Below are 21245 nucleotides of genomic sequence, written 5' to 3'. Positions count from 1 at the left end.
ATTTGAAGGGCAGACACCTATACAATAGCTAAGAACCATTCGCCCCTAGAAAGGTCTTCGATATGGCTAACCAGTACGGCTCGTCACGTTCATCACGCGATGAGAACTCCGTCCCAGCTAACTATCAGCCGCGGAGCCGCCGTGAGCGCCGGGAGCTTGAAGAGCGCCTGGTCTATGAAGAACAAGAACAGTCGTACATTGAGTCGCAAGACGATCCAGAGGGCGAGTACACGGATTATGCTTATGAAGACGAGCAGAGTGTGTATGAACCGGAAGAATATGATGCCTCAGAGTATGTGGAATATCCGGAATATGAGGAAGAACCAGTAGATTTTGAGGAAGCCTCGGCTGAATATGACGATTATCTTTCCGAATATGATGGTAATGATGAGGCAGAATATACGGAAGACATAGAAGCTGATGAGGAAGAACCAGAGACAGAACAACCCGCTCCAGCTCTCAGCGCTAAAGAAGAAAAGAAGCGAAGGAAAAAAGAGAAACAGGCTTTAACCCTCAAACAGGCGCAAGCTGAGGGTCGAGTAAGCGAATGGGCTTGGACTCAAGTTCGTGAAACAGGCACGATCATCCTTTATGCTCTGATTATCGCTTTCGTTATTAAAACATTCCTGATTCGCGGCTTTTACATTCCCTCAGGGTCTATGGAAAATACTCTGCAGGTTAACGATCGGGTCTTCATTAACGTTGCTGGATCGTATTTCAATGACCCCAAACGTGGTGATGTTGTTGTCTTTAAAGACTCACAGGGCTGGATTCCCTCAGGACAGAAGAACTCCAACCCCATTTCCGACGGACTTACCTTTGTTGGCATTCTGCCCGACACATCCTCAAACTACTTGGTGAAACGAGTTATTGGTCTGCCCGGTGATACGGTAGAAAGTGATGGCAGCGGAAAGATCAAGGTTAACGGTATCGAGATCACGGAACCCTATCTACATCCCGGGTCAAACCCCTCAGACATTCCCTTTAAGGTGACGGTACCCGAAGGAAAGTACTTTATGATGGGCGACCACCGCGATAACTCTGCCGATTCCCGGTTTCACATTGCCGACGGGCACGCCTTCATCCCACGAGATGACATAGCGGGAACAGTTTTCGTCATCGCCTGGCCGCTGAACCACTTCGGAATGTTGGATGACGAAAAGAAGGTCTTCGACTCGGTCCCCAACCCGTAATTGACCAGCGCGAACATATTGCCCATTCACGAGGTGGAATAGGAAGAAAATCCTATTCCACCTCGTACCTATAAAACTGTATATCTCATATACACGATGTTTATATAGGCGATACCAAGCCCCTCGTCCGTTTGCATTTTCACGTGGAAAGATAAGACTACACATGCATAGCGCGAATCTTGAGCATGAACAAAAACTTTTTACCGCAGGGTATCGCTTGATCGCTGGTCTCGACGAAGTCGGACGTGGAGCATTAGCAGGCCCCGTAAGCGTAGGTGTTGCCGTGTTAGACCAACAAAATCAGCGGATACTTGAAGGACTCACGGATTCAAAAGCTCTAACCCCAAAACGCCGTGAAGCTCTCATACCGCGCATCCAAAAATGGTGTTCCTACGCTATTGGGCACACTACACCCGCCGAAATAGACGTTTTAGGAATGACCTACGCACTGCGACTGGCGGCGCAGCGAGCACTCGCCGATCTGGCGTATCGCGGTTTATACCCGGAGGCTGCGCTTTTGGACGGAAAACACGATTGGCTTAGCCCGCCGCCTGAGAATCTATTCGACTCTATGGACCCTGTATACCGTCGGTATGAGGAATTGCTTCACCGTGTATGGAACGGTGCTAACTCGGCCGTAGAAAAAGGTTGGAGTGGTCCAGTCACCACGATTATTAAGGGTGATTATCAGTGCGCTTCTATAGCTGCCGCCTCGGTGGTTGCCAAAGTCGATCGTGATGCCTTTATGGAATCCTTATCGGCAGAGAACCCACACTACGGCTGGGCGAAGAACAAGGGGTATGGGTCTGTGGCGCATCGTCAGGCTATTAGCGAGTATGGACCTAGTATTTATCATCGTCTTTCATGGTCGTTACCGGCTACAGAAGAGCAACTGACTAATACACGTATCGGTCGCAGCGAAGTATTGAAGGTTTCGGGGGAAGACGGGGAAAGTTAATGAGTGCAGAAGAACTGGAAAACTATGAGACCGATGCTCAACTGGCATTGTACCGAGAGTACCAAGATGTTATGTCGCTATTCAGCTATGCCATTGAAACGGACCGCCGGTTTTATCTCGCAAATAAGGTCGATGTAACGCCTCAGATCCGCGAGGGAACCATATACTTTGAGGTCGTGATGAATGATGTGTGGGTGTGGGATGTTTTTCGTACTAATCGGTTCGTCAAGAATGTTCGAGCTTTTTCGACTCGTGACGTAAATGTTGAAGAACGGCTACCAAATCAGGACTTTACGGTGCCAGAAATTGCTGATCTCCCCGATGATTTAGGATAAAAGCGACCGTAGCGCGGCAAAAGACTGAGCTTAATATAGCGGTTTATAGTCGGCTCTCAAACTCAATTTTTTGGGGTTAATGGGAAGTTTTTCGTATAAATCGCTGTGGATAACAAAGAAAAGTGTCCCACTCCTTTAGGTTTTCCACAAATCTCAGAGTAGAGCCCGCGTACTATGGATACAGCGGTCATAGTAGAGGCAAGAACATCTGCTATGCGCCAAGAATCTGGGGAGCTAGTGAGCTTCGCATGAGTTTTGGTGTTCTCATGAGGAGCCACTATGACCGCTATAACGTCGCGCACGCCATCGAGCCGCACACTGGGAAAGCCAAGCTGGATTCGTAGACCTGCGAAGGCACATCGGGTGGGGCGCTGGGGCGAAGACCTAGTTGCCCAGATTCTTAGTGTTAATGGGTACCGGATTCTGGAACGTAACTGGCGTCCGCCCGCAGGGCTAGATATTCCGTTGCGGGGAGAGCTAGATCTTATTGCTATTACTCCCCAGGACGAGCTGGCTTTTGTCGAAGTTAAAACTCGATCCTCAGAAGAGTACGGGCATCCTTTTGAAGCTATCAATGGTGATAAGGCTAAACGCACACGTGAACTCGCTATACTATGGTGTCGTCTACGCGAGAACCTTGATTTTGGGCATTTTCGTGTTGATGCTATTGCGGTGACAGGAACTCCTGAAAAGTTCACCTTCGAACACTTGATGGGGGTGGCGTAGTGGGGTTTGCACGTACGTACTCTGTAGCTTTGGTTGGGCTTCACGGTCATATCGTTGATGTTGAAGCGGATGTCTCTCAAGGGCTTCCTGGATTTGTGCTCTTGGGCCTTCCTGATACAGCTCTTAACGAATCTAAAGAGCGTGTTCGCTCTGCCGCTAAGAACTCGGGTATTTCGTTAACACAGCACAGGCTCACCATTAACCTGACACCCGCAACACTGCCTAAGCGTGGCTCTGGGTTTGATCTTGCGATGGTAATCGCGGCTCTGCAAGCTGAACGAAATTTACATCCTAGCGGCGATTGCGTTTTTCTTGGGGAGCTAGGGCTAGACGGCTCTTTACGGTCTGTTCCTGGCATACTGCCAGCTGTAAAAGCTGCCGCTGATGCGGGGCACTCGCGCGTAGTGGTGCCCCATGCCAACGTTGCAGAGGCATCGTTAATTCCGGGAATTCAGGTTGCCGGATTTCGGTGTTTGGCAGAAGTATTTTCTGCTTTCGGAGCGAGCATAGAGAACCTGAAATATCCACCAGCGCCGGTTGAGTCGATGACTCCGAATCTTTCTGCGCATACTGCGGTATTAGCTGATATGTCTGATGTTGCGGGGCAACAACAGGGAAGATTTGCCCTCGAAATTGCTGCCGCCGGGGGACATCATATTTTGTTGCAGGGTCCTCCCGGATCTGGGAAAACAATGCTGGCAGAGCGGCTTCCTACTATTCTGCCTCTTCTTGATGATGAAGCAGCTATGGAGGTAACAGCGATTCAATCGCTCTGCTCATCGGACGCATCTTTGAGCGAACTAGTGCGTATACCGCCTTTTGAAGCTCCGCACCATAGCGCATCTGCACCCGCTATTTTGGGAGGAGGCAGCGGAATCCCGCGACCGGGTTGCGTTTCAAAAGCCCATCGCGGAGTACTTTTTCTGGACGAAGCTCCAGAGTTTAAACGTACAGTGCTCGATTCGTTGCGCCAGCCTTTGGAGAGCGGAGAAATAGTTCTTGATCGAGCTGCGGCCTCAGCAATTTACCCGGCCCGGTTTCAATTAGTTCTTGCTGCCAACCCTTGCCCTTGTGGAATGAACGTAGGTACCGGTGCTGATTGCACCTGTACCCCTCGTGAGCGACGCTCATATTTCAGCCGTTTATCGGGACCACTTCTTGACCGTATAGACCTCAATCTGATGGTTCCTAAAGTATCCTCCGCCGAACTTGCCAGCCAAGAACGCGGGGAAAGTTCTCGTAGCATTCGAGAAAGGATTATCACAGCTCGTGCTGCCCAGGTGGAAAGATTATCTCCCTATGGGTTACGGGTTAACGCTGAGACGAATGGAAAAATTCTACGCGGACCGCTTCGGCTGAACTCAACCTTGGTACAAGGTCTTAACCGAGCCGTAGACCGGGGCACTTTAACAGCGCGCGGATACGATCGGGTGTTACGCACCGCATGGACTCTGAGCGACTTAGACGGCACGACCTCACCCCAACAGGAACATCTTGATGTGGCTTTATTCCTGCGGCAGCAGGGTGGGCATCAAGGGCTATAAAAATTATCCACGTTGATGGAATAAACGAGCATAGTGAAGAGAGAACTATCATGCCAGACGTACTTTTAGACGTAGAAAACCATACATATTTTCAACAGCTAATGATGTATCGCCGGAAAGAGCTTGAAAGCCTAGACCAAGCGTACATCCCGGAACCTTTTGAAAGTTCAACACCGTTTCAGTGGCGAATAAATGCGAAGTTGCAGGATGAAGAAGCCGAGCTGCTATTTGAGGAAAACCTGGAACCGGAAGAACGGATACGCCAGGTGCGAGCCTATATTCGGTTATGTACCGCCCTTATTATGCGCTTTGCTGATCCTGCGGACCCTCTGATCGTTGAGGGACTAAAAACTTTGGGGGCTCCGCTTACTTTGTATTGCGTGACTAATCCGGAAGGAATGACGGAAACGTGGTGGAATGGGGGAGAACCCAGCGAAGAAATTGCCGATGTACTTCGTGCCGCAGGGGTCAGTTATACACCCGGTCAGCATTCCATGAGCTATGAGGACTTTACTCGTGGTATCGCAAAGAAGCGTAGGAGATGGCAGGGACGTCAGCGATTTGAACCTCGACGTGAATGCGCTATGGCGGTATCTTGCGGTATATGGCTTGTAACCCCTGTTGATGATTTTTGGCCTAACCACCTTCAAGATTTAGGGGATGAAACTCCGTATGGTCTGTGGGGCAAGGGTGATCCCGCAAAATTACGGATACTAACAGAGTATTTTCAGAAATGTGTTGCGGTCGTTGGTTCGCGCGATGCGAGCGTGTACGGTGCTGATGCAACATCATATTTAGTACACGAATTAGCGCAGAAGAGTCACATTATTATCTCCGGTGGGGCTTATGGCATTGATGTGGCTGCCCATCGTGCTGCGCTTGCCGCAGGAAGTTCTGCGGTTCCTACGATTGCGCTCATGGCTGGAGGCCTGGATCATTTCTATCCCGTGCAGAACAGCGAGATTTTGCACCGTATTGTGGAGGAAGGCCTTATTCTGAGCGAAGTATCTATTGGAAATACACCCACACGGTGGAGATTCCTAGAGCGTAACCGTCTTATTGCAGCCCTTTCACACGACATTGTGGTGGTAGAAGCACGTTGGAGGTCGGGCGCCCTCAACACCGCCCGGCACGGACTTGAAATCGGACGGGAACTTTGGGCTGTTCCAGGGAATATTAACTCTCCGAACTCTGTAGGTTGTCACAGGCTTATTCGGGATGGCTATGCTCGTATCCTGAGCGAGATACAAGATATTCTGGAAGCTCGTGAAGGGTTCGATGCTCTGCAGGAAGAAAAGCAAAGTCATGATCACGAGCAAAGCACAGTTCTCGATACCATGTCGGAGGCGCAGGGACGGCTTTGGGACATGATGTCCCCGCGGACCTATCGATCGGCGGAGGAGCTTGCGGGCCACATCGGCTTGCCTTTGCGCGGTACTATGGTAGAACTGAGCCAATTGGCGCAACAAGGTCTGGCAGAAACCGATGGGTTCGGGTGGCGTAAAATACGGCAGGCAGCTCGCTCAGCATCATAGCTTAGTACATGGACTTGCTAACCTCGCAGAAGAGATAGGGGCAGAAGGGAGGAAGGAGAAATGACAGCAGCATTTTGGGATGATAATAAAGAGCTTTCAAAGACTTTACCTATGCCCGATGCAGTTTTACCGGAAAGTTCATTAGCCCCTACCCTCCCCATATCAGCAAGCCAGCAAGACTCCACCCCAGACCTTGCTCCCGTCTTATCTGGAGAAGTATTTTTACCTATTGTCGAGCATTTCGAACGTTATCTCAGGTACGAGAAGTATCGTTCCGAAGAGACTATCCGATCGTACATATCTGATCTCTACGGGTTTTTCGGTTTTATCGGACGACGGGGAATTAGCCGTGTTGAAGATATAAACCTGCAGCTTATCCGTGAATGGCTGGGGTCTATGCACCTAAAACAAAATGCCAAGACGACTGTAGCTCGACGTGGTTCGACCCTGCGCACTTTTTTCAGCTGGGCTCATGAGGAAGAACTCATCACAGAAAATCCTACCCGGGGAATGAGTACGCCTAAGCGTGACCGACATCTTCCTGCTGTCCTGAGTCAGGAACAGATGAGCTCCGTTTTGGACACCGTAGCACTGCGATGCCGCGAAAATCCGCAGGATATCCGGATGCTGAGGCTTTGGGCTGTTCTAGAGGTTCTGTACTCATCGGGTATGCGTATCTCAGAACTTACAGGCTTGAATCTATCGAGTATAGACCGAGCTAATAAGACGGTTCGCGTTATCGGTAAAGGTAATAAAGAACGTGTTGTACCATTGGGAACCCCCGCGATGAAAGTTCTTTCACAGTGGGTCAAAATAGGGCGCCCGTATTGGATAGCCAAAGGTTCACGCGATGTAACTGCCCTGTTTATAGGGCCACGCGGTAAACGTGCAAACCCTCGACAAATTCGTGAAGATATTAGCCGAATCCTACGTACACTTGAGGATACCGAGGTTTCAGGGGCACATGTCCTTCGTCATTCTGCTGCAACTCATCTTGTTGACGGAGGGGCAGATATTCGTACCGTTCAAGAGCTGTTAGGGCACGCATCGCTCTCAACGACACAGATCTATACCCATGTCTCCATGAAACGTTTAGCAGATACCTATACTCGTGCTCATCCGCGAGCTTGATTGTACGGAAGCGGAAAAGGCTATTGAAGTTTTTCGTATGCTTGCCCTGCGCGGTAAGCGAAAAATGATGACGTTACAAGAAGCAGCTGGTACTTAGAAGGCATAAGATATCAAGACCAATATCCAGCGGAGCCTGTGGTGGGCGCTTATGGGATATACCAGCTAGGACAAAAGATGAGTAGAATATCTCTGGAGCGTTTATCATAATATGTGGCATTTTGAGCTACTCCGTACGTTGATAAAGCGATAGAATACTATACGCGAGAGCGTCATGAGCTATTTGAAAGGTCAAGAATGTACGCTATTGTCTGCCCCGGTCAAGGATCTCAAAAAAAGGGCTTTCTCACTCCTTGGCTTGAGATTGTTGGAGTTCGTGAACACCTTGAGTGTCTCTCACAAGCAGCAGAGCTTGACCTTATCCATTACGGCACCGAAGCCGAGGAAGAAGCTATTAAAGACACCGCTATTGCCCAGCCTTTGATTGTTGCTGCAGGTATTGTCACCGGGCGTCTAACGCTTGCTCGTCTAGGATCAGAGAATCTACTTTTCGCGGGGCACTCCGTAGGAGAAATTACAGCAGCCGCACTTTCTGGAATTCTTAGCGATGAAGATGCTATGCGTTTTATTCGCGTTCGTGCCACCGGCATGGCCCAAGCCGCCGCTGCATCCCCAACCGGTATGGCAGCAGTCCTGGGCGGCGATGAAGAAGAGGTTCGTGAAGCAATTAAAGCGGCGCAGCTGGTTGCAGCCAACTCCAATGGCGGTGGACAAATCGTTGCAGCAGGCGCACTTGACGCTCTTGAAAAATTCACTGAGAATCCACCGGCGCGTACTCGTGTTATTCCGCTTAAAGTTGCTGGTGCCTTTCACACAGAAGCTATGGCCCCGGTCGTGGAACCACTCAAGAAATTTGCAGACACGATCACGGTTGAAGATCCAAAGCACAAAATTTTGAGTAATCGCGATGGCTCTGCGGTCGCTTCCGGACAGGAATTTCTCGATTCTCTCGTCAAGCAGGTTACAAACCCTGTTCGGTGGGATCTGTGTATGGCTCAGATGTTGCAAGACGAAGTCACCGATATTATTGAGGTGACACCTGCAGGAACCCTCGTCGGATTGGCAAAACGCGCAATGCGTGGTGTACCTTTCACCGCCGTTAATGCTCCTGAAGACCTCGAAAAATTTGGTGTATAGGTTTAAGGCGTATCAAATCAGACCCACGAAGAAACAGCTCAAGGAACAGTAAACACGTGACTACCCTCAAACAATATGAGAACAATCGTTACTCCCGCATTTTAGGCTATGGGGCTTCCCGTGGTGAGGTGATCGTTCATAATAACGATATCGTTGAAGCTATCAACTCGTCTGATGAGTGGATTAAGCAGCGTACCGGGATTTCAACCCGACATCGAGCTAGCGAAAACCAAACCGTTAATGACCTTGCAATCGCAGCAGCTCATGATGCGCTCGCCAACTCACACGTGACGGGTGAACAGATTGATGCCGTTATTATCTCAACAATTTCCCATCCGTATGCTACTCCGTCACTAGCTGTTCTGGTTGCGGATGCCATTGGGTCTCGGTGTCCTGCTTACGATATTTCTGCGGCCTGCGCTGGCTTCTGCTACGGTATAGCTCAGGCAGATGCTATGGTTCGTTCTGGTATGGCGCAGAATGTTCTCGTGATAGGCGTTGAAAAACTTTCAGATTTTATAGATAATACGGAACGTTCTATCTCATTCTTGTTGGGAGATGGAGCGGGTGCGGCTGTTGTCAGCGTATCGGACGAACCCGGCATCGCCCCGACTATTTGGGGATCAGACGGCTCTCGTTGGGGGACTGTCGGAATGACCCATTCCCTCCTCGATATCCGTAACCGTGACTTTGTCGTTAACCCTGTGCAGGAAGATGAAAAGATTTGGCCGACCCTGCGTCAAGATGGACCTTCAGTCTTCCGCTGGGCTGTGTGGGAAATGGCAAAAGTTGCACAGCAGGCTTTAGAATCGGCAGGTATTACTCCGGATGAGCTGGGTGCATTAATTCCGCATCAGGCTAATGCTCGCATTATCGATCAGATGGCAAAAACCCTGAAATTGCCTGAAAATGTCGCTATTGCGCGAGATATTGCTGATGCTGGTAACACGTCTGCCGCCTCCGTTCCTTTGGCAGCGCATCGTCTTTTGCAGGAACAGCCTGAACTTTCTGGAAAATTTGCACTACAGATTGGTTTTGGGGCCGGTCTTGCATATGCGGCACAGGTTGTTGTTCTTCCGTAAGTTATCGAGATCACTCTTAAGGTATCTGAATATACCTTTTATGAGATAGCTCAAATTCGTACCTGCAAACACTAGATTTTATAGTACGAATTTGAAAAACTCGGGGTTATTGTGTGAGATACTTACACAGACACGATAAACTCGATTATGCACATGCTCTTAACCAGGAGCGTGCTACCACTTCTATGACAAAGGAGCCCTTCATGGCTAACAAAGAAGAGATCCTCGCAGGTCTTGCTGAGATTGTAAACGAAGAGACCGGTGTTGAAGTTGAAGATGTTCAGCTGGATAAGTCCTTCACCGAAGACCTCGATATTGACTCTATCTCGATGATGACTATCGTAGTGAACGCTGAGGAAAAGTTCGAAGTTACTATTCCAGACGAAGAGGTCAAGAACCTCAAGACTGTTGGTGACGCAGTAGACTTTATCGCAAAAACAGCCTAAATTAGGCTGCCGACGGTGGGCGCGGGCAAGTAGCCGCGCCCACCTGTCTAGTTTCACCCTCCACCGATATAACCAAGAAAGTGTGAAGATGTCTCGAAAAGTGTTGGTGACCGGTCTCGGCGCAACCACTCCTATTGGCGGCGACGTCCCCACCACCTGGGCAAATGCGCTTACAGGCGTCTCGGGTATCACTAAAATTGATGAGCCCTGGGTAGAAGAATACAGCTTGCCTGTTTACATCGCTGGGCGCCTCGCAGAGCCTGCTCACGAGTCAGAACGACTCACCAAAGTTGAAGCAAAGCGCTTAGATCCTTCAGGACAGCTAGCACTTATCGCTGCTCGTGAAGCCTGGGAGGATGCTGGTTTTTCGGGTTCCGACGCTGAATCCGCAGAAGAAGTTGATCCCTTACGCACCGGTGTAGCATTTGGTACTGGTATCGGTGGTGTGTGGACCCTGCTTGATGCATGGGATACATTGCGTGAGAAAGGGCCTCGAAGGGTTCTTCCCATGACAGTTCCCATGTTAATGCCTAACGGCAACGCAGCCGCTGTGTCGATGAACCTGAAAGCGCGCGCCGCTGCTCAAACCGTCGTATCTGCCTGTGCTTCTTCAACGGAAGCTATGGAGCTGGGGGTCGATATGATTCGCACAGGTAAAGCAGATGTGGTTGTTGTCGGCGGTTCCGAAGCAGCAATTCATCCTCTTCCTTTAGCGGCCTTTGCGCGTATGCAGGCGTTGTCATCGCGTAACGATGACCCTGAAAAAGCCTCACGCCCTTATGATATGGATCGTGACGGATTTGTGATGGGCGAAGGTGCTGCGGCTATGATTCTTGAGTCAGAGGAGCATGCCCGAGCCCGTGGAGCGCGAGTCTATGCCGAGCTAGCAGGTACCGGTGTCTCTGCTGATGCCTTCCATATAACCGCTCCCGATCCTGATGCTCTAGGAGCCACACGAGCTCTGCGTGAAGCACTCAAAGATGGGGATATTGACCCTGCTACAGTTGTGCATATTAACGCACACGCAACCTCAACTCCTGCGGGGGATCTACCGGAAGCAACTGCTATGCATGCTACTTTCGGTGAGCATACAAAGAATATTGCTGTTTCTGCAACCAAGTCTATGACGGGGCATCTTTTGGGTGGTGCAGGAGCCCTTGAAGCAGTGCTTACCGTATTGGCGATTTACAACCGCAAAGCTCCGGCTACTATTAATCTGGAAAACCAAGATCCGCAGATTGATCTTGACATTGTGACACAGGCACGGGAGCTTCCTGAAGGAGAGATTGTTGGTATCTCGAATTCCTTCGGCTTTGGTGGACATAACGCAGTCGTCGCGTTCCGTTCTGTTGAGTAATTCTGCATAATACTGCATTGGGGTCTTCTCAGGAATTACCTGAGAAGACCCTTTTTGTATCTGTGTACAGCTGAAGCCACGAAAAACAGTGAGGTATGCATACTTAACGCAGCTGTCATATCTGAAAATACCGCGGGTAATAATAAAGGGAGGATTCCCCACAGTTTTGTGGGGAATATTAATGAGGAGCGATTATTTTACTTGTGCTTATAGCGGTAGATAAACGCTGCCATCGCGCCCCGTTCAACAGGTTGCCAAGGACGGAAGGTGCCATCAGCCCAACCGGTAGCGATACCAGTACCTTTGAGCCACATAATTTCTCGATAGAATTGATTGTTTGCTCCAACATCTGAGAAATTACGACCTGCGGGTACCGCTGGCTTCCCCGCGAAACGGTAGAAGAAAGCTGCCATCGCATCGCGGTTGACACTATCGTGCGGACGGAAGGTGCCATCAGCCCATCCGGTAGCGATACCTTGCTGATGCATCCAGACAATTTCGCGATAGAACTGGTCTTGAGGCGCTACATCGCGGAAAGGTGAACGTGCTGGAAGATTAACCGGGGGAGAGCCAGCCATACGGTAGAAATAAGCTGCCATCGCAGCGCGTTCTACACCTGCGTCCGGTCGGAAAGTGCCATCCGGCCAACCGGTAGTAATTTTCTCGTTGGCTAACCATTCAATTTCTTTATAGAAAGGCGAGCTCTGCGGGACATCCCGGAACCGGGTCTTAGGAGCCGTTTCTACTCGGGGCGCGGGTTGAGGATGCCATGAACGGTTCTTTGCCCCCGCATTGGTGGCTAGTGCACGTAAATCGTGAACCGTACCCGGGAAGAAATTCGAGTCTCCAACGAAAGGTCCTTCAGAAGAGAACTGCCAGATATCGTAATTACCCCACCCAGCTGGCATAGGACCGGGATAGTAGTTGTAATTTGCCAGATGCAGGAGGTGGTTACCGAACTCTGTTGAGCCTACGCATTGCCTCCACCAGTAATTAGCGGTATAAATCATAGGATATCGACCGGTGAGGCTGCGGTAGGTCTCCATGAAATCACGAATCCACCGAGTGAGATCGGCACTGCTCATGTTGTAGCAGGTGTTGCCAAGACTCGGATATGGGTTGTATTCAATATCGAGTAGGCCGGGCATTGTAATTCCGTCGTTACTCCATCCACCGCCATGTCTGACGAAATAGCGTGCCTGTTCAGCTCCAGAGGTGGAGCGTGGGTTGGCAAAATGATAGGCACCACGAATCATGCCCGACTGTGCGGAACCGTTGTATTGTTGAGCAAAGTAAGGGTTAGTGTAATAGTTACCCTCTGTTGCTTTTGTGTATGCAAAACGGGAGCCCATATTATATGCACGGTTCCAGTCTACATTTCCTTGGTATGAAGAAACGTCCATACCGAGGGTCCCACCTGTGGGAGTCCACATGGAAGTGGCATTAGGGGAGATCTTGCCAAGAGTTGAGGATTGCGACTCTGCAAGGCGAGCTCGCTCACCTGCACCCATTGGAGTATTCATTTCCTCGTGAGCGGGAATTTGAGCTGTAGCAGAAGCATCAGAAGTATTTTCATGAGCTACTGCCGGGCTTATAGTCCCTAAAGCCAGCACTATAGCGCCAACGGCTGCTAGGGTCTTTGAAACAGACTTTTGCCGGTTAAAAAGTTTCATGTTTACCTGCAATTTTATTTAGTTGTGTATGTGAGAGTGATATATGTTGTGCATGATTTAAAAATGCGAAGAATATTTTTCGATTCTTAAAAATGCACTGCAGATCATGCTTCTCAAAGGAAGCGTGAACGAAGAGTATTCTAAAGATAATTTCCTATAAATTTCAAGTATTCAACCCTTTGTAGTGCGTTTTTGCGGAAGTATGAGTATTTTTTAAGTGTCAAGTATTAAAATATCTGATACCCCAGGAGTAATATCGTTAAATTGTATGTTAAACCTCATATGTGGTGGAAAAGTTTATATTTTTCAATATAAACAGGCAAGGAGAAAATTACATTCTATTTGAGAGTGCATAATGTCTAAATCACAAAATTAAGGGTAAAGAAATTGACATATCTTTAGCCCATACTGTGATAGCGCTGGTGCCTTCCTCAAGACCTGCTTTTGGCGATCTTGCGTGGTGTGCCATAATTGACCCGTAATCGTGCTCCGGGGTCGGTGAAATTCCGAACCGGCGGTGACAGTCCGCGAACCGTGCGTATCAGTTATTGTGATGCTTACGGCCGAACCGGTGCAACTCCGGTACCGACAGTACAGTCTGGATGGTAGGCAGCACGAGCAGAAAGCACGGGATGCGGTCACGGTATATATTCGAAACCGTTATCTAATGTTCCAGCAATTACTGGAATCAATGCATTTTGTTCTCCCCGGAGTCGCCGCAATGACGATGAAAAGGAGTAACAGTGAACGTTCTGCGGTGGCTCTTCGACGCACAAATACAATTTGGAGACCAGATTCTTCTTGTGCGCGAAGTTTTAGGTAACCTTTTCGGTTTAGCCTCAGCTTTGGGCGGAATGCGCCGTAAAGTCTGGGCATGGCCGATCGGTATAGCCGGAAATCTGCTGCTTTTTACCGTTTTTATGGGTGCCTTCTTCGGCAGCCCCAACCCCATTAATATGCTTGGTCAGGCTGGGCGCCAGATTATGTTCATAACTGTTTCTGTATGGGGCTGGTATCGTTGGCGGCAGTCCTGCAGAGCTCAAGGAACGCGTGCCGAGGGGGCAGCTGTAATTCCACGATGGGCATCCAGGCTGGAACGTCTTAGCATTATCTCTATACTTATTCTTGGCACGATAGCTTTAACTCCAATATTTCGTTCTCTAGGGTCATACGAGCCCGTATGGTCAGATGCTTGGATATTTACCGGTTCGCTTATAGCGACCTATGGTATGGCACGAGGATGGGTAGAGTTCTGGCTAATTTGGGTTGCTGTTGATATTGTTGGTGTTCCGCTGCTTTGGAGCGCAGGCTACTATGCCACCTCTCTGATGTATGTTTTCTACGGATGCTTTACTCTTGTAGGCTTCTTCGTATGGTGGAGTACTCGGAATCGTGAAGAAAAAACCCGAGTCCAAACGCAATTTCCGGATATTACTGTTGACGTGGAATCGAGCAAATCATGACAACGTATCTAGGTCCTGAGATGTATACGCCCGTAAATGATCTTGACTATTCTGCTGCGGAGTACGGTCATCTTCAAGGAATACCCGCTTCGGTAACTGTAAAGGTCCCTGAAGGGGCATTGACCGATGATCGTGCTATGAGTTTGGCTATAGAAGCCGCTCGTCAGGGTATACGAGGGGCTAACCCACTTGTTGGAGCGGTTATTACAAACTCTGCCGGTCAAGTACTGCATATTGGATGGCATCGCGGGGCAGGAACACCTCATGCTGAAGCTGATGTCCTAGCTCAAGCCCGCGCGGCTGGCACGGATATGAGCGATGCAAAAATGTATGTGTCGCTAGAACCCTGCAATCATACAGGCAAAACTGGTCCGTGCTCGTATGCTATCAAAGAAGCTGGAATTTCTCAGGTCTTTTATGCATATCCAGATAGGAGCGCTCAGGCTTCTGGCGGAGCAGAATATTTACGCTCTCACGGAGTCGTAACAACGTATATGCGAGAATTTGCTGAGGACTCGTACGCGCTAAATGAACGATGGTTTATTTCGGTCGCAGAAAAACGACCATTTATTACCGTTAAATCTGCTTCAACTCTTGACGGTTTTATCGCGGCAGCAGACGGCACCAGTAAATGGATAACTGGTTCACAAGCACGTGCTGATGGGCATCTCATCCGAAAACGCGCAGACGCCGTGATGATCGGAACCCGCACTACACTCCTTGATAATCCCTCACTAGATGCCCGTGATATCTCAGGGCAACGCTACAAGAAACAGCCTTTACGGGTTGTCATGGGAGAAACAGATATACCAAGCACCTATAAAGTGTGTGGTCTAGGTACAAGAGACCCAGAAAATTACATGCAGGTTTACACTCACGAGCCCCGAGTCCTTCTTGACGAACTTTACAGTCGTGGGGTGCGACACCTCATGATTGAGGGAGGACCGGGAATGGTTGGCCTATTTACCGGGGAAGATCTTCTTGACGAACTTGTTTGGTACCGCGCTCCTATACTTATGGGGCACGGTAAAAGTGCAATGTACCGACTTATTACCAACACGTTGGAAAATGCCCCTCGTCTGCAGCTTGATGATCTTGGGATGTTTCCATCAGTTCGGGTCTTAGGCGAAGACACCGCAACGCACCTGATACCAAGCCCCCGTAGCACTGCAAAAAATACACCGGGTATTCGTCGCGTACTTCCACGTTTCACGCACAAATATTTTCCAGAACCACGAGAATAAAAACTACAAAAGTTATGCATAATTCCTGGAAACAAAGTGTAGGAAAGGGAACATCGTCTTTGAGATCGTTCCGGTATGCACCTGCACGATATTTCGGGGAATAAAAGACTCATCTTTATAGTTATAGTGCAAGTTATCGTAGCGGCATCTGAATTCCATCCCGTTGCAGCTGCCACAGAGGAGAAGACACACATGTTTACAGGAATTATCGGTGCGCTAGGTACCGTTGAGTCCGTTCAACCAGTCTATGACGCTCAAGGGACTTCGACCGGAGCTGCATATATCACTATTAACGCTGGTGATATTGTCTCTGACTTGGATCATGGAGGATCCCTAGCTGTCAACGGTGTATGTCTAACTGCCGTCGATGAGGATAGCATTGAACCGCAGCAATTTCGCGCTTATGCCATGGGGGAGACGCTCACTCGGACTAATTTAGGCACACTAACTCAAGGATCGATCGTTAACCTTGAACGGTGCATGCCTGCCAACGGAAGGTTTGATGGACACGTAGTCCAGGGACACGTAGATGGTATCGCGACGGTTACATCAATAACTGAACATGATGCGTGGTGCACTATTCGTTTTTCCATTCCTCAAGAACTTGCTCCGTATCTGGTTGAGAAAGGTTCTATCGCCGTCTCCGGCGTATCGCTGACAGTAACCGCGGTTTCTGCCTCTGCTGAGAGCGCTCCCTGGTTTGAAGTCGGTTTGATTCCTGAAACTCTTAGCACAACTAATCTAGGGCAGCTTACCGTAGGAGACACTGTCAATCTTGAAACAGACGCGCTCGCTAAATATGTAGCCCGGTTGATGGAAATGAGAAATGTAGATTTCCATGAAACTTCCGTAGTTGCACAAGAGCTGGATCCTATTCAGGAGGCCATTGAGGCTATCTCCGCCGGTCGAGCTGTCGTTGTAGTGGATGATGAAAACCGTGAAAATGAGGGAGATATAATTTTTGCGGCTGAATATGCTACAGAAGAACTCATGGGATTTACTATCCGCTATACCTCCGGAGTGATATGTGCTCCAATGAGTCACGAACGTGCAGACAGCATGAACTTGCCGCCAATGACCGCGCACAATGAAGATCCTAAAGGTACTGCATATACGGTTTCTTGCGATGCGCGTGTAGGAACCACAACAGGTATTAGCGCCGCCGATCGTGCCCGTACAGTCAGAGTTCTTGCAGACGCCTCAGCGGGCCCTGAAGATTTGAGCCGTCCGGGGCATATATTTCCCTTGCGCGCCGTAGCTGGTGGGGTTTTGGAACGTGCTGGGCATACAGAAGCGGCCGTAGAACTTACCCGTGCGGCAGGTCTTTCGGGCGTAGGCGTTATTGCCGAGCTTGTCCATGATGATGGAAGTATGATGCGCTTTGAGGCTTTGCGCTCTTTTGCAGCTGCACACAGCCTCCCCATGATTTCGATCGAAGACCTTATTCAGTATGTGAAGGAACGAGCATGAGTGATACCCCAGAAAAGCAGAGCACTCAGCACAAGCACATACCCTCAGAGCTCGAATTTGAGAAACGCGATCTTGCTGAGAGATTTGCCCACCAATACACAGCTTCTCCTTTAGACTTAGTGCCTCATCCCAGCCCGCAACTGGTGGAATCGACCGTTGAGGTTATTGTTCCTACACCCCATGGAAACTTTGGGGTACGTGCTTGGCGGTTTGCCGATGGTGCTGAGCATATGAGCATTCGTGCTTTAGACGACCAAGGGAACCCTATTGCATTTTCGGGAGAAGCTCAGATTCCCGCAGTGCGAATCCACTCCGAATGCGCTACTGGAGATATTCTGGGCTCCTTCCGATGCGACTGTGGTCAGCAGCTTGAGAATGGGTTAAAAATTCTCTCGCGTTATGGTGGTTGGATTCTCTATATTCGCAATCATGAAGGGCGGGGTATTGGGCTTGTAAATAAGTTGCGAGCCTATGCACTTCAAGATGTTGGCCTTGATACCCTAGACGCAAATTTAGCGCTTGGCTTAGACGAAGATATGCGTGATTACACGCAGGCGGCACTTATTCTGCAAGAACTCGGGGTTCATAATCTGCGACTTATCACAAATAATCCGGCAAAGGTTGACGCACTGACCGAGCTGGGGCTTGAAGTACATGAGGTAATTCCTGACGAAATTCCGGCGCGTGCTGAGAACGCCAAGTACCTTGAAACAAAACGTCGGCGTATGGGACATAGGCTCCATGGGCCTAGTATATAGTTCTTCTGGCTGATAACAGCTTGCTGTGTGGTCAGAGGACGACTTTGCGATATAAACCAACGACACCAAGGAGTTAAGAAATATGAGCGGCGCAGGAGCAGCAGATACCACTCTCAATCCTGAGGACTACACTGGATTCAAACTAGCTATTGTTGCGGCAAGCTGGCACACTCAGGTCATGGAAGGGTTACTCAATGGGGCGCAGCGCGCCGCCGCTGATGCGGGGCTGGAGCCGACTATTGTGCGTGTTCCGGGGACTTTTGAACTACCTGTTGCGGCAACCCGTCTTGCCGAAAAATACGATGCGATTGTTGCCCTCGGCGTTGTTATTCGCGGTGGAACTCCTCACTTTGACTACGTATGTCAGGGCGCTACGAGTGGTCTGACCGATGTTTCCGTGCTGACTGGTCGCCCGGTCGGTTTCGGGGTACTCACTTGCGATAATGAACAACAAGCTCTAGACCGTGCCGGACTTCCTGGTTCCTCTGAAGACAAAGGCTATGAGGCAACGGCGGCAGCTTTGCAAACCGCAGCGACTCTCAAACGACTGAGCTAATTAACAGCGCGAAGTGTCAATTTTGATACTTCGCGCTGTTTGTTCAAACCACTGTTAGATGTGGTGGAACTTGTACACTAATACGAGAGCCCCAGGCAACAGTTTGGGCATCAGCAATCGAGCACGAAGGATTAGTCCTATGCAGGATTTGGGCATTATCTCACCCTCTCTTGAAGAATTCCGGGAACGCGCGGTGACTCACCGAGTTATTCCGGTGTGCATCAAAATTCTTGCAGACTCGCTTACACCCATTGGTATTTATCGTTCGCTGGTTCTACACGATGGTGCCGCTGATTCTGGAACTTTTTTGCTTGAATCGGCTAAGATCGCGACCGAGGGGGAATCGGCAGCTTGGGACCGGTATTCTTTTATCGGCGCTTCTTCTCGTTCAACCCTGACCACACGAGACGGCAAGATATATTGGCAAGGGCAAACTCCGGCGGGAGCCCCAACAGAAGGCGACCCCGTTGAAGCTATCGATCAAACCCTTCGCATGCTTCATACTGAACCGGTTCCTGGCCTTCCACCGTTAACATCGGGGTTGGTAGGTTACTTGGGCTGGGACGTAGTACGCCGCTGGGAGAACCTGCCGTATCCGCCAGCTGATGACGTGAATCTCCCAGAATTTGCCTTGAACATGGTTTCTGACATGGCAATCCATGATAATACTGACGGCACAGTGCTCTTGATCGCAAATGCCATTAACTTCAACGGTACCGATGAAAATGTGGATGATGCATACGTCGATGCGGTCGAACGTCTGCACCGTATGCTGCAGCAACTAGAACAGGGCGCCTCTGAAACGGCATCGGTTTTAACCGGCGTTTCTGACATAGATGACCGAATTCGTCGTGAAGTTACTCAAACCTGGTCGGTGCAAGGCTATCAAGACGCAATTGATCGTTGTAAGAAAAATATTATTGACGGCGACGTCTTTCAGATCGTGATCTCACGTCGTTTTGAAGTTGAAACTGGCGCGGATGCGCTTGATGTCTATCGCGTCCTTCGTCAATCTAACCCTTCACCCTACATGTACCTCTTTAACTTTGAGGATGCTGAGGGTATTCCTTTCCAAATTGTTGGTTCTTCCCCAGAAGCCTTGGTGACCCTCAAGGAGGGTCGTGCGACTTCGCATCCTATCGCTGGTTCCCGGCCTCGCGGTGCAACTCGTGAACAGGATATAGCTCTTGCTGAAGAGCTTCTTGCCGATCAAAAAGAGCGCTCTGAGCATTTGATGCTGGTTGATTTGGCGCGTAATGATCTGTCTCGAATTGCAAAGCCTGGAACGGTCTCTGTTGATGAGTTCATGGTGATTGAGCGGTTTAGCCATATCATGCATATTTCTTCCTCAGTGAGTGCTGAACTTGACCCTCAATTCAGTGCTTACGATGTACTTCGCGTTGCTTTTCCGGCGGGGACTCTCTCGGGGGCTCCCAAACCGCGGGCTATGCAGCTTATCGACGAGTATGAGCCGACCCGTCGTGGGGTTTATGGGGGTGTCTGCGGATATTTTGATTTTGCTGGAAACATGGATATGGCTATTGCAATTCGTACTGCTGTTCTCAAGGGAACAAAAGCTTATGTACAGGCTGGAGCCGGTATTGTGATGGACTCCAACCCGGAGTGCGAGACTGAAGAGACCGTAAATAAGTCAGCTGCTCCGCTCCGTGCTGTATTGACAGCATCGGGTCTGAAACCTCTGCAGACAAAACGCGTTACCACAGCAGATTAAGAACCTGCGGGAGGGCATAATCCCATGAATACACAGCGGCATAAGTCTTCGTCTTTGAATCAATCAAATAACCATGAGACAACGAGTACTGCTACGGCGTTTAGTGCGGCGGATGAAAACTTACACTCGAAACCTGTGAGACTACAAGCACCTGGACTGGTGCTTTTAACAGGGCTTGCTGTGGCTGCCCTTGCCTTTAGCACGACGCTTTTTCCTTGGGTCCAAGCGCATGTGAACGGGGTCTTGGGGGAACAAAATCTTGACGTTACTGGGTCTCGAGCGGCGCCCGCAGTAAGCGCACTGGCGATGGTAGCTTTAGCAGCTCCTTTAGCGGCGCGCATAGCCCCTCAGCTTTTGCGGTATGTTATCGCATTGGTAAGTTTAGGATCCGGGGTGGGTATTATTTTTTCTGCGCTGTCGGTGGTGATGAATCCCGCAGGTGCGGTTGTAACTGAGACCAGCAAGGTAACGGGAACCGTGGCGTCTACAGGTACATATGCTGTGACTGTTTGGCCGTGGATTTCATGCATATCAGGTTTTCTTATTATGTGCGTGGGACTTTGGACTCTTGTAGCGGCTCGACACTGGCAAGGTGGGCGTAAATATGACCGCACAGTGCGTAACCTGCAAGAAGCTCCTGGTGAGGTCGACAATATGGATGCATGGGACCTGCTGAGCAGGGGAGAAGACCCTACCGCAGAGAAATAGTTTTAATGGTAAAAAGGTTTTCAGACGCTGCGAGTTGTACAACATTGCTCGTCTAAATATTTGTACGATTCTCACCAGCAAATTCACAGAAGACGAGGTCATGACCTAAAATCGAAGAAAGGACGTCTGTACGCATTATT

The 21245-nt window shown here is 49.6% G+C and carries 19 protein-coding genes and 1 riboswitch; of the genes, 18 read left to right on the top strand and 1 reads right to left on the bottom strand.

Features of this window, described 5'->3' with window-relative positions; genetic code table 11:
- Positions 1-62: 62 nt before the first annotated feature.
- The 11 genes from lepB (at position 63) to fabF (ending at position 11501) form a co-directional block, all read left to right on the top strand.
- Positions 63-1193 carry a signal peptidase I gene (gene lepB, locus HMPREF2554_RS07335; RefSeq protein ID WP_070554470.1) on the top strand — a complete coding sequence of 377 codons (1131 nt, stop codon included), beginning with the start codon at positions 63-65 and terminating at the stop codon, positions 1191-1193.
- A gap of 163 nt (positions 1194-1356) precedes the next feature.
- Entirely contained in the window at positions 1357-2151 is a 795-nt protein-coding gene (locus tag HMPREF2554_RS07330; RefSeq protein ID WP_070554468.1) for a ribonuclease HII, read from the top strand.
- The gene (locus HMPREF2554_RS07325; RefSeq protein ID WP_037230865.1) at positions 2151-2486 is read left to right on the top strand and encodes a DUF2469 domain-containing protein; all 336 of its coding nucleotides are present in this window, start codon (positions 2151-2153) and stop codon (positions 2484-2486) included. The genes HMPREF2554_RS07330 and HMPREF2554_RS07325 overlap by 1 nt, the downstream gene beginning before the upstream one ends.
- A 279-nt stretch (positions 2487-2765) precedes the next feature.
- Entirely contained in the window at positions 2766-3212 is a 447-nt protein-coding gene (locus tag HMPREF2554_RS07320) for a YraN family protein (protein ID WP_238789094.1), read from the top strand.
- Positions 3212-4756 (top strand): YifB family Mg chelatase-like AAA ATPase, encoded by a 1545-nt coding sequence (locus HMPREF2554_RS07315; protein ID WP_070554466.1) that lies wholly within the window; start codon positions 3212-3214, stop codon positions 4754-4756. Before HMPREF2554_RS07320 ends, HMPREF2554_RS07315 begins: the two co-directional genes overlap by 1 nt.
- A 50-nt stretch (positions 4757-4806) precedes the next feature.
- Positions 4807-6291 carry a DNA-processing protein DprA gene (gene dprA, locus HMPREF2554_RS07310; protein WP_070554464.1) on the top strand — a complete coding sequence of 495 codons (1485 nt, stop codon included), beginning with the start codon at positions 4807-4809 and terminating at the stop codon, positions 6289-6291.
- Positions 6292-6351: 60 nt separating this feature from the next.
- Positions 6352-7422, top strand: coding sequence for a tyrosine recombinase XerC (locus HMPREF2554_RS07305; RefSeq protein ID WP_083297443.1), 1071 nt, complete (start codon positions 6352-6354; stop codon positions 7420-7422).
- A 294-nt stretch (positions 7423-7716) separates the two neighbouring features.
- The gene (locus tag HMPREF2554_RS07300; RefSeq protein ID WP_070554462.1) at positions 7717-8616 is read left to right on the top strand and encodes an ACP S-malonyltransferase; all 900 of its coding nucleotides are present in this window, start codon (positions 7717-7719) and stop codon (positions 8614-8616) included.
- 56 nt (positions 8617-8672) lie between these two features.
- On the top strand, positions 8673-9698 hold the full coding sequence (locus tag HMPREF2554_RS07295) for a beta-ketoacyl-ACP synthase III (protein ID WP_013398962.1): 1026 nt from the start codon (positions 8673-8675) through the stop codon (positions 9696-9698).
- Positions 9699-9901: 203 nt separating this feature from the next.
- Positions 9902-10144, top strand: coding sequence for an acyl carrier protein (locus HMPREF2554_RS07290; protein ID WP_004004541.1), 243 nt, complete (start codon positions 9902-9904; stop codon positions 10142-10144).
- 88 nt (positions 10145-10232) lie between these two features.
- Entirely contained in the window at positions 10233-11501 is a 1269-nt protein-coding gene (fabF, locus tag HMPREF2554_RS07285) for a beta-ketoacyl-ACP synthase II (protein ID WP_013398964.1), read from the top strand.
- A gap of 197 nt (positions 11502-11698) precedes the next feature.
- On the opposite strand, the gene HMPREF2554_RS07280 is transcribed toward fabF, so the two are convergent.
- Positions 11699-13174 carry a GH25 family lysozyme gene (locus tag HMPREF2554_RS07280; RefSeq protein WP_070554460.1) on the bottom strand — a complete coding sequence of 492 codons (1476 nt, stop codon included), beginning with the start codon at positions 13172-13174 and terminating at the stop codon, positions 11699-11701.
- 480 nt (positions 13175-13654) lie between these two features.
- Positions 13655-13794, top strand: a riboswitch (FMN riboswitch).
- 123 nt (positions 13795-13917) lie between these two features.
- Between HMPREF2554_RS07280 and pnuC the strand changes: the two genes are divergently transcribed.
- The 7 genes from pnuC to HMPREF2554_RS07245 all read left to right on the top strand — a co-directional run bounded on the left by pnuC (position 13918) and on the right by HMPREF2554_RS07245 (position 21105).
- Positions 13918-14637, top strand: coding sequence for a nicotinamide riboside transporter PnuC (gene pnuC / locus HMPREF2554_RS07275; protein ID WP_013398966.1), 720 nt, complete (start codon positions 13918-13920; stop codon positions 14635-14637).
- Positions 14634-15881: a bifunctional diaminohydroxyphosphoribosylaminopyrimidine deaminase/5-amino-6-(5-phosphoribosylamino)uracil reductase RibD gene (gene ribD / locus HMPREF2554_RS07270; RefSeq protein WP_070554457.1), complete on the top strand. Its 1248-nt coding sequence runs from the start codon at positions 14634-14636 to the stop codon at positions 15879-15881. The genes pnuC and ribD overlap by 4 nt, the downstream gene beginning before the upstream one ends.
- 192 nt (positions 15882-16073) lie before the next feature.
- On the top strand, positions 16074-17351 hold the full coding sequence (gene ribB / locus HMPREF2554_RS07265) for a 3,4-dihydroxy-2-butanone-4-phosphate synthase (protein ID WP_041322074.1): 1278 nt from the start codon (positions 16074-16076) through the stop codon (positions 17349-17351).
- Positions 17348-18109, top strand: coding sequence for a GTP cyclohydrolase II (locus tag HMPREF2554_RS07260; protein WP_013398969.1), 762 nt, complete (start codon positions 17348-17350; stop codon positions 18107-18109). The genes ribB and HMPREF2554_RS07260 overlap by 4 nt, the downstream gene beginning before the upstream one ends.
- Before the next feature lie 82 nt (positions 18110-18191).
- Positions 18192-18665, top strand: coding sequence for a 6,7-dimethyl-8-ribityllumazine synthase (gene ribH, locus HMPREF2554_RS07255; RefSeq protein WP_013398970.1), 474 nt, complete (start codon positions 18192-18194; stop codon positions 18663-18665).
- Positions 18666-18804: 139 nt separating this feature from the next.
- The gene (locus HMPREF2554_RS07250) at positions 18805-20397 is read left to right on the top strand and encodes an anthranilate synthase component I (protein WP_013398971.1); all 1593 of its coding nucleotides are present in this window, start codon (positions 18805-18807) and stop codon (positions 20395-20397) included.
- Between the two features lie 24 nt (positions 20398-20421).
- Positions 20422-21105, top strand: a complete 684-nt coding sequence (locus HMPREF2554_RS07245) for a Trp biosynthesis-associated membrane protein (protein WP_013398972.1) — start codon at positions 20422-20424, stop codon at positions 21103-21105.
- Positions 21106-21245: the final 140 nt, after the last annotated feature.

Origin of the sequence: Rothia sp. HMSC071F11, from assembly GCF_001809115.1 — a bacterium.
In the GTDB taxonomy this organism is placed as follows: Bacteria; Actinomycetota; Actinomycetes; order Actinomycetales; family Micrococcaceae; genus Rothia; species Rothia dentocariosa.
Note: the sequence above shows the minus strand (reverse complement) of the source record. Positions and strands in the feature narration are given on the sequence as shown.

Excerpts from the sequence above, each read along its gene's own strand:
- lepB (WP_070554470.1), top strand. The coding sequence starts at position 63 with ATGGCTAACCAGTACGGCTCGTCACGTTCATCACGCGATGAGAACTCC.
- HMPREF2554_RS07330 (WP_070554468.1), top strand. The coding sequence starts at position 1,357 with ATGCATAGCGCGAATCTTGAGCATGAACAAAAACTTTTTACCGCAGGG.
- HMPREF2554_RS07325 (WP_037230865.1), top strand. The coding sequence starts at position 2,151 with ATGAGTGCAGAAGAACTGGAAAACTATGAGACCGATGCTCAACTGGCA.
- HMPREF2554_RS07320 (WP_238789094.1), top strand. The coding sequence starts at position 2,766 with ATGACCGCTATAACGTCGCGCACGCCATCGAGCCGCACACTGGGAAAG.
- dprA (WP_070554464.1), top strand. The coding sequence starts at position 4,807 with ATGCCAGACGTACTTTTAGACGTAGAAAACCATACATATTTTCAACAG.
- HMPREF2554_RS07305 (WP_083297443.1), top strand. The coding sequence starts at position 6,352 with ATGACAGCAGCATTTTGGGATGATAATAAAGAGCTTTCAAAGACTTTA.
- HMPREF2554_RS07300 (WP_070554462.1), top strand. The coding sequence starts at position 7,717 with ATGTACGCTATTGTCTGCCCCGGTCAAGGATCTCAAAAAAAGGGCTTT.
- HMPREF2554_RS07290 (WP_004004541.1), top strand. The coding sequence starts at position 9,902 with ATGGCTAACAAAGAAGAGATCCTCGCAGGTCTTGCTGAGATTGTAAAC.
- fabF (WP_013398964.1), top strand. The coding sequence starts at position 10,233 with ATGTCTCGAAAAGTGTTGGTGACCGGTCTCGGCGCAACCACTCCTATT.
- HMPREF2554_RS07280 (WP_070554460.1), bottom strand. The coding sequence starts at position 13,174 with ATGAAACTTTTTAACCGGCAAAAGTCTGTTTCAAAGACCCTAGCAGCC.
- ribD (WP_070554457.1), top strand. The coding sequence starts at position 14,634 with ATGACAACGTATCTAGGTCCTGAGATGTATACGCCCGTAAATGATCTT.
- ribB (WP_041322074.1), top strand. The coding sequence starts at position 16,074 with ATGTTTACAGGAATTATCGGTGCGCTAGGTACCGTTGAGTCCGTTCAA.
- HMPREF2554_RS07260 (WP_013398969.1), top strand. The coding sequence starts at position 17,348 with ATGAGTGATACCCCAGAAAAGCAGAGCACTCAGCACAAGCACATACCC.
- ribH (WP_013398970.1), top strand. The coding sequence starts at position 18,192 with ATGAGCGGCGCAGGAGCAGCAGATACCACTCTCAATCCTGAGGACTAC.
- HMPREF2554_RS07250 (WP_013398971.1), top strand. The coding sequence starts at position 18,805 with ATGCAGGATTTGGGCATTATCTCACCCTCTCTTGAAGAATTCCGGGAA.
- HMPREF2554_RS07245 (WP_013398972.1), top strand. The coding sequence starts at position 20,422 with ATGAATACACAGCGGCATAAGTCTTCGTCTTTGAATCAATCAAATAAC.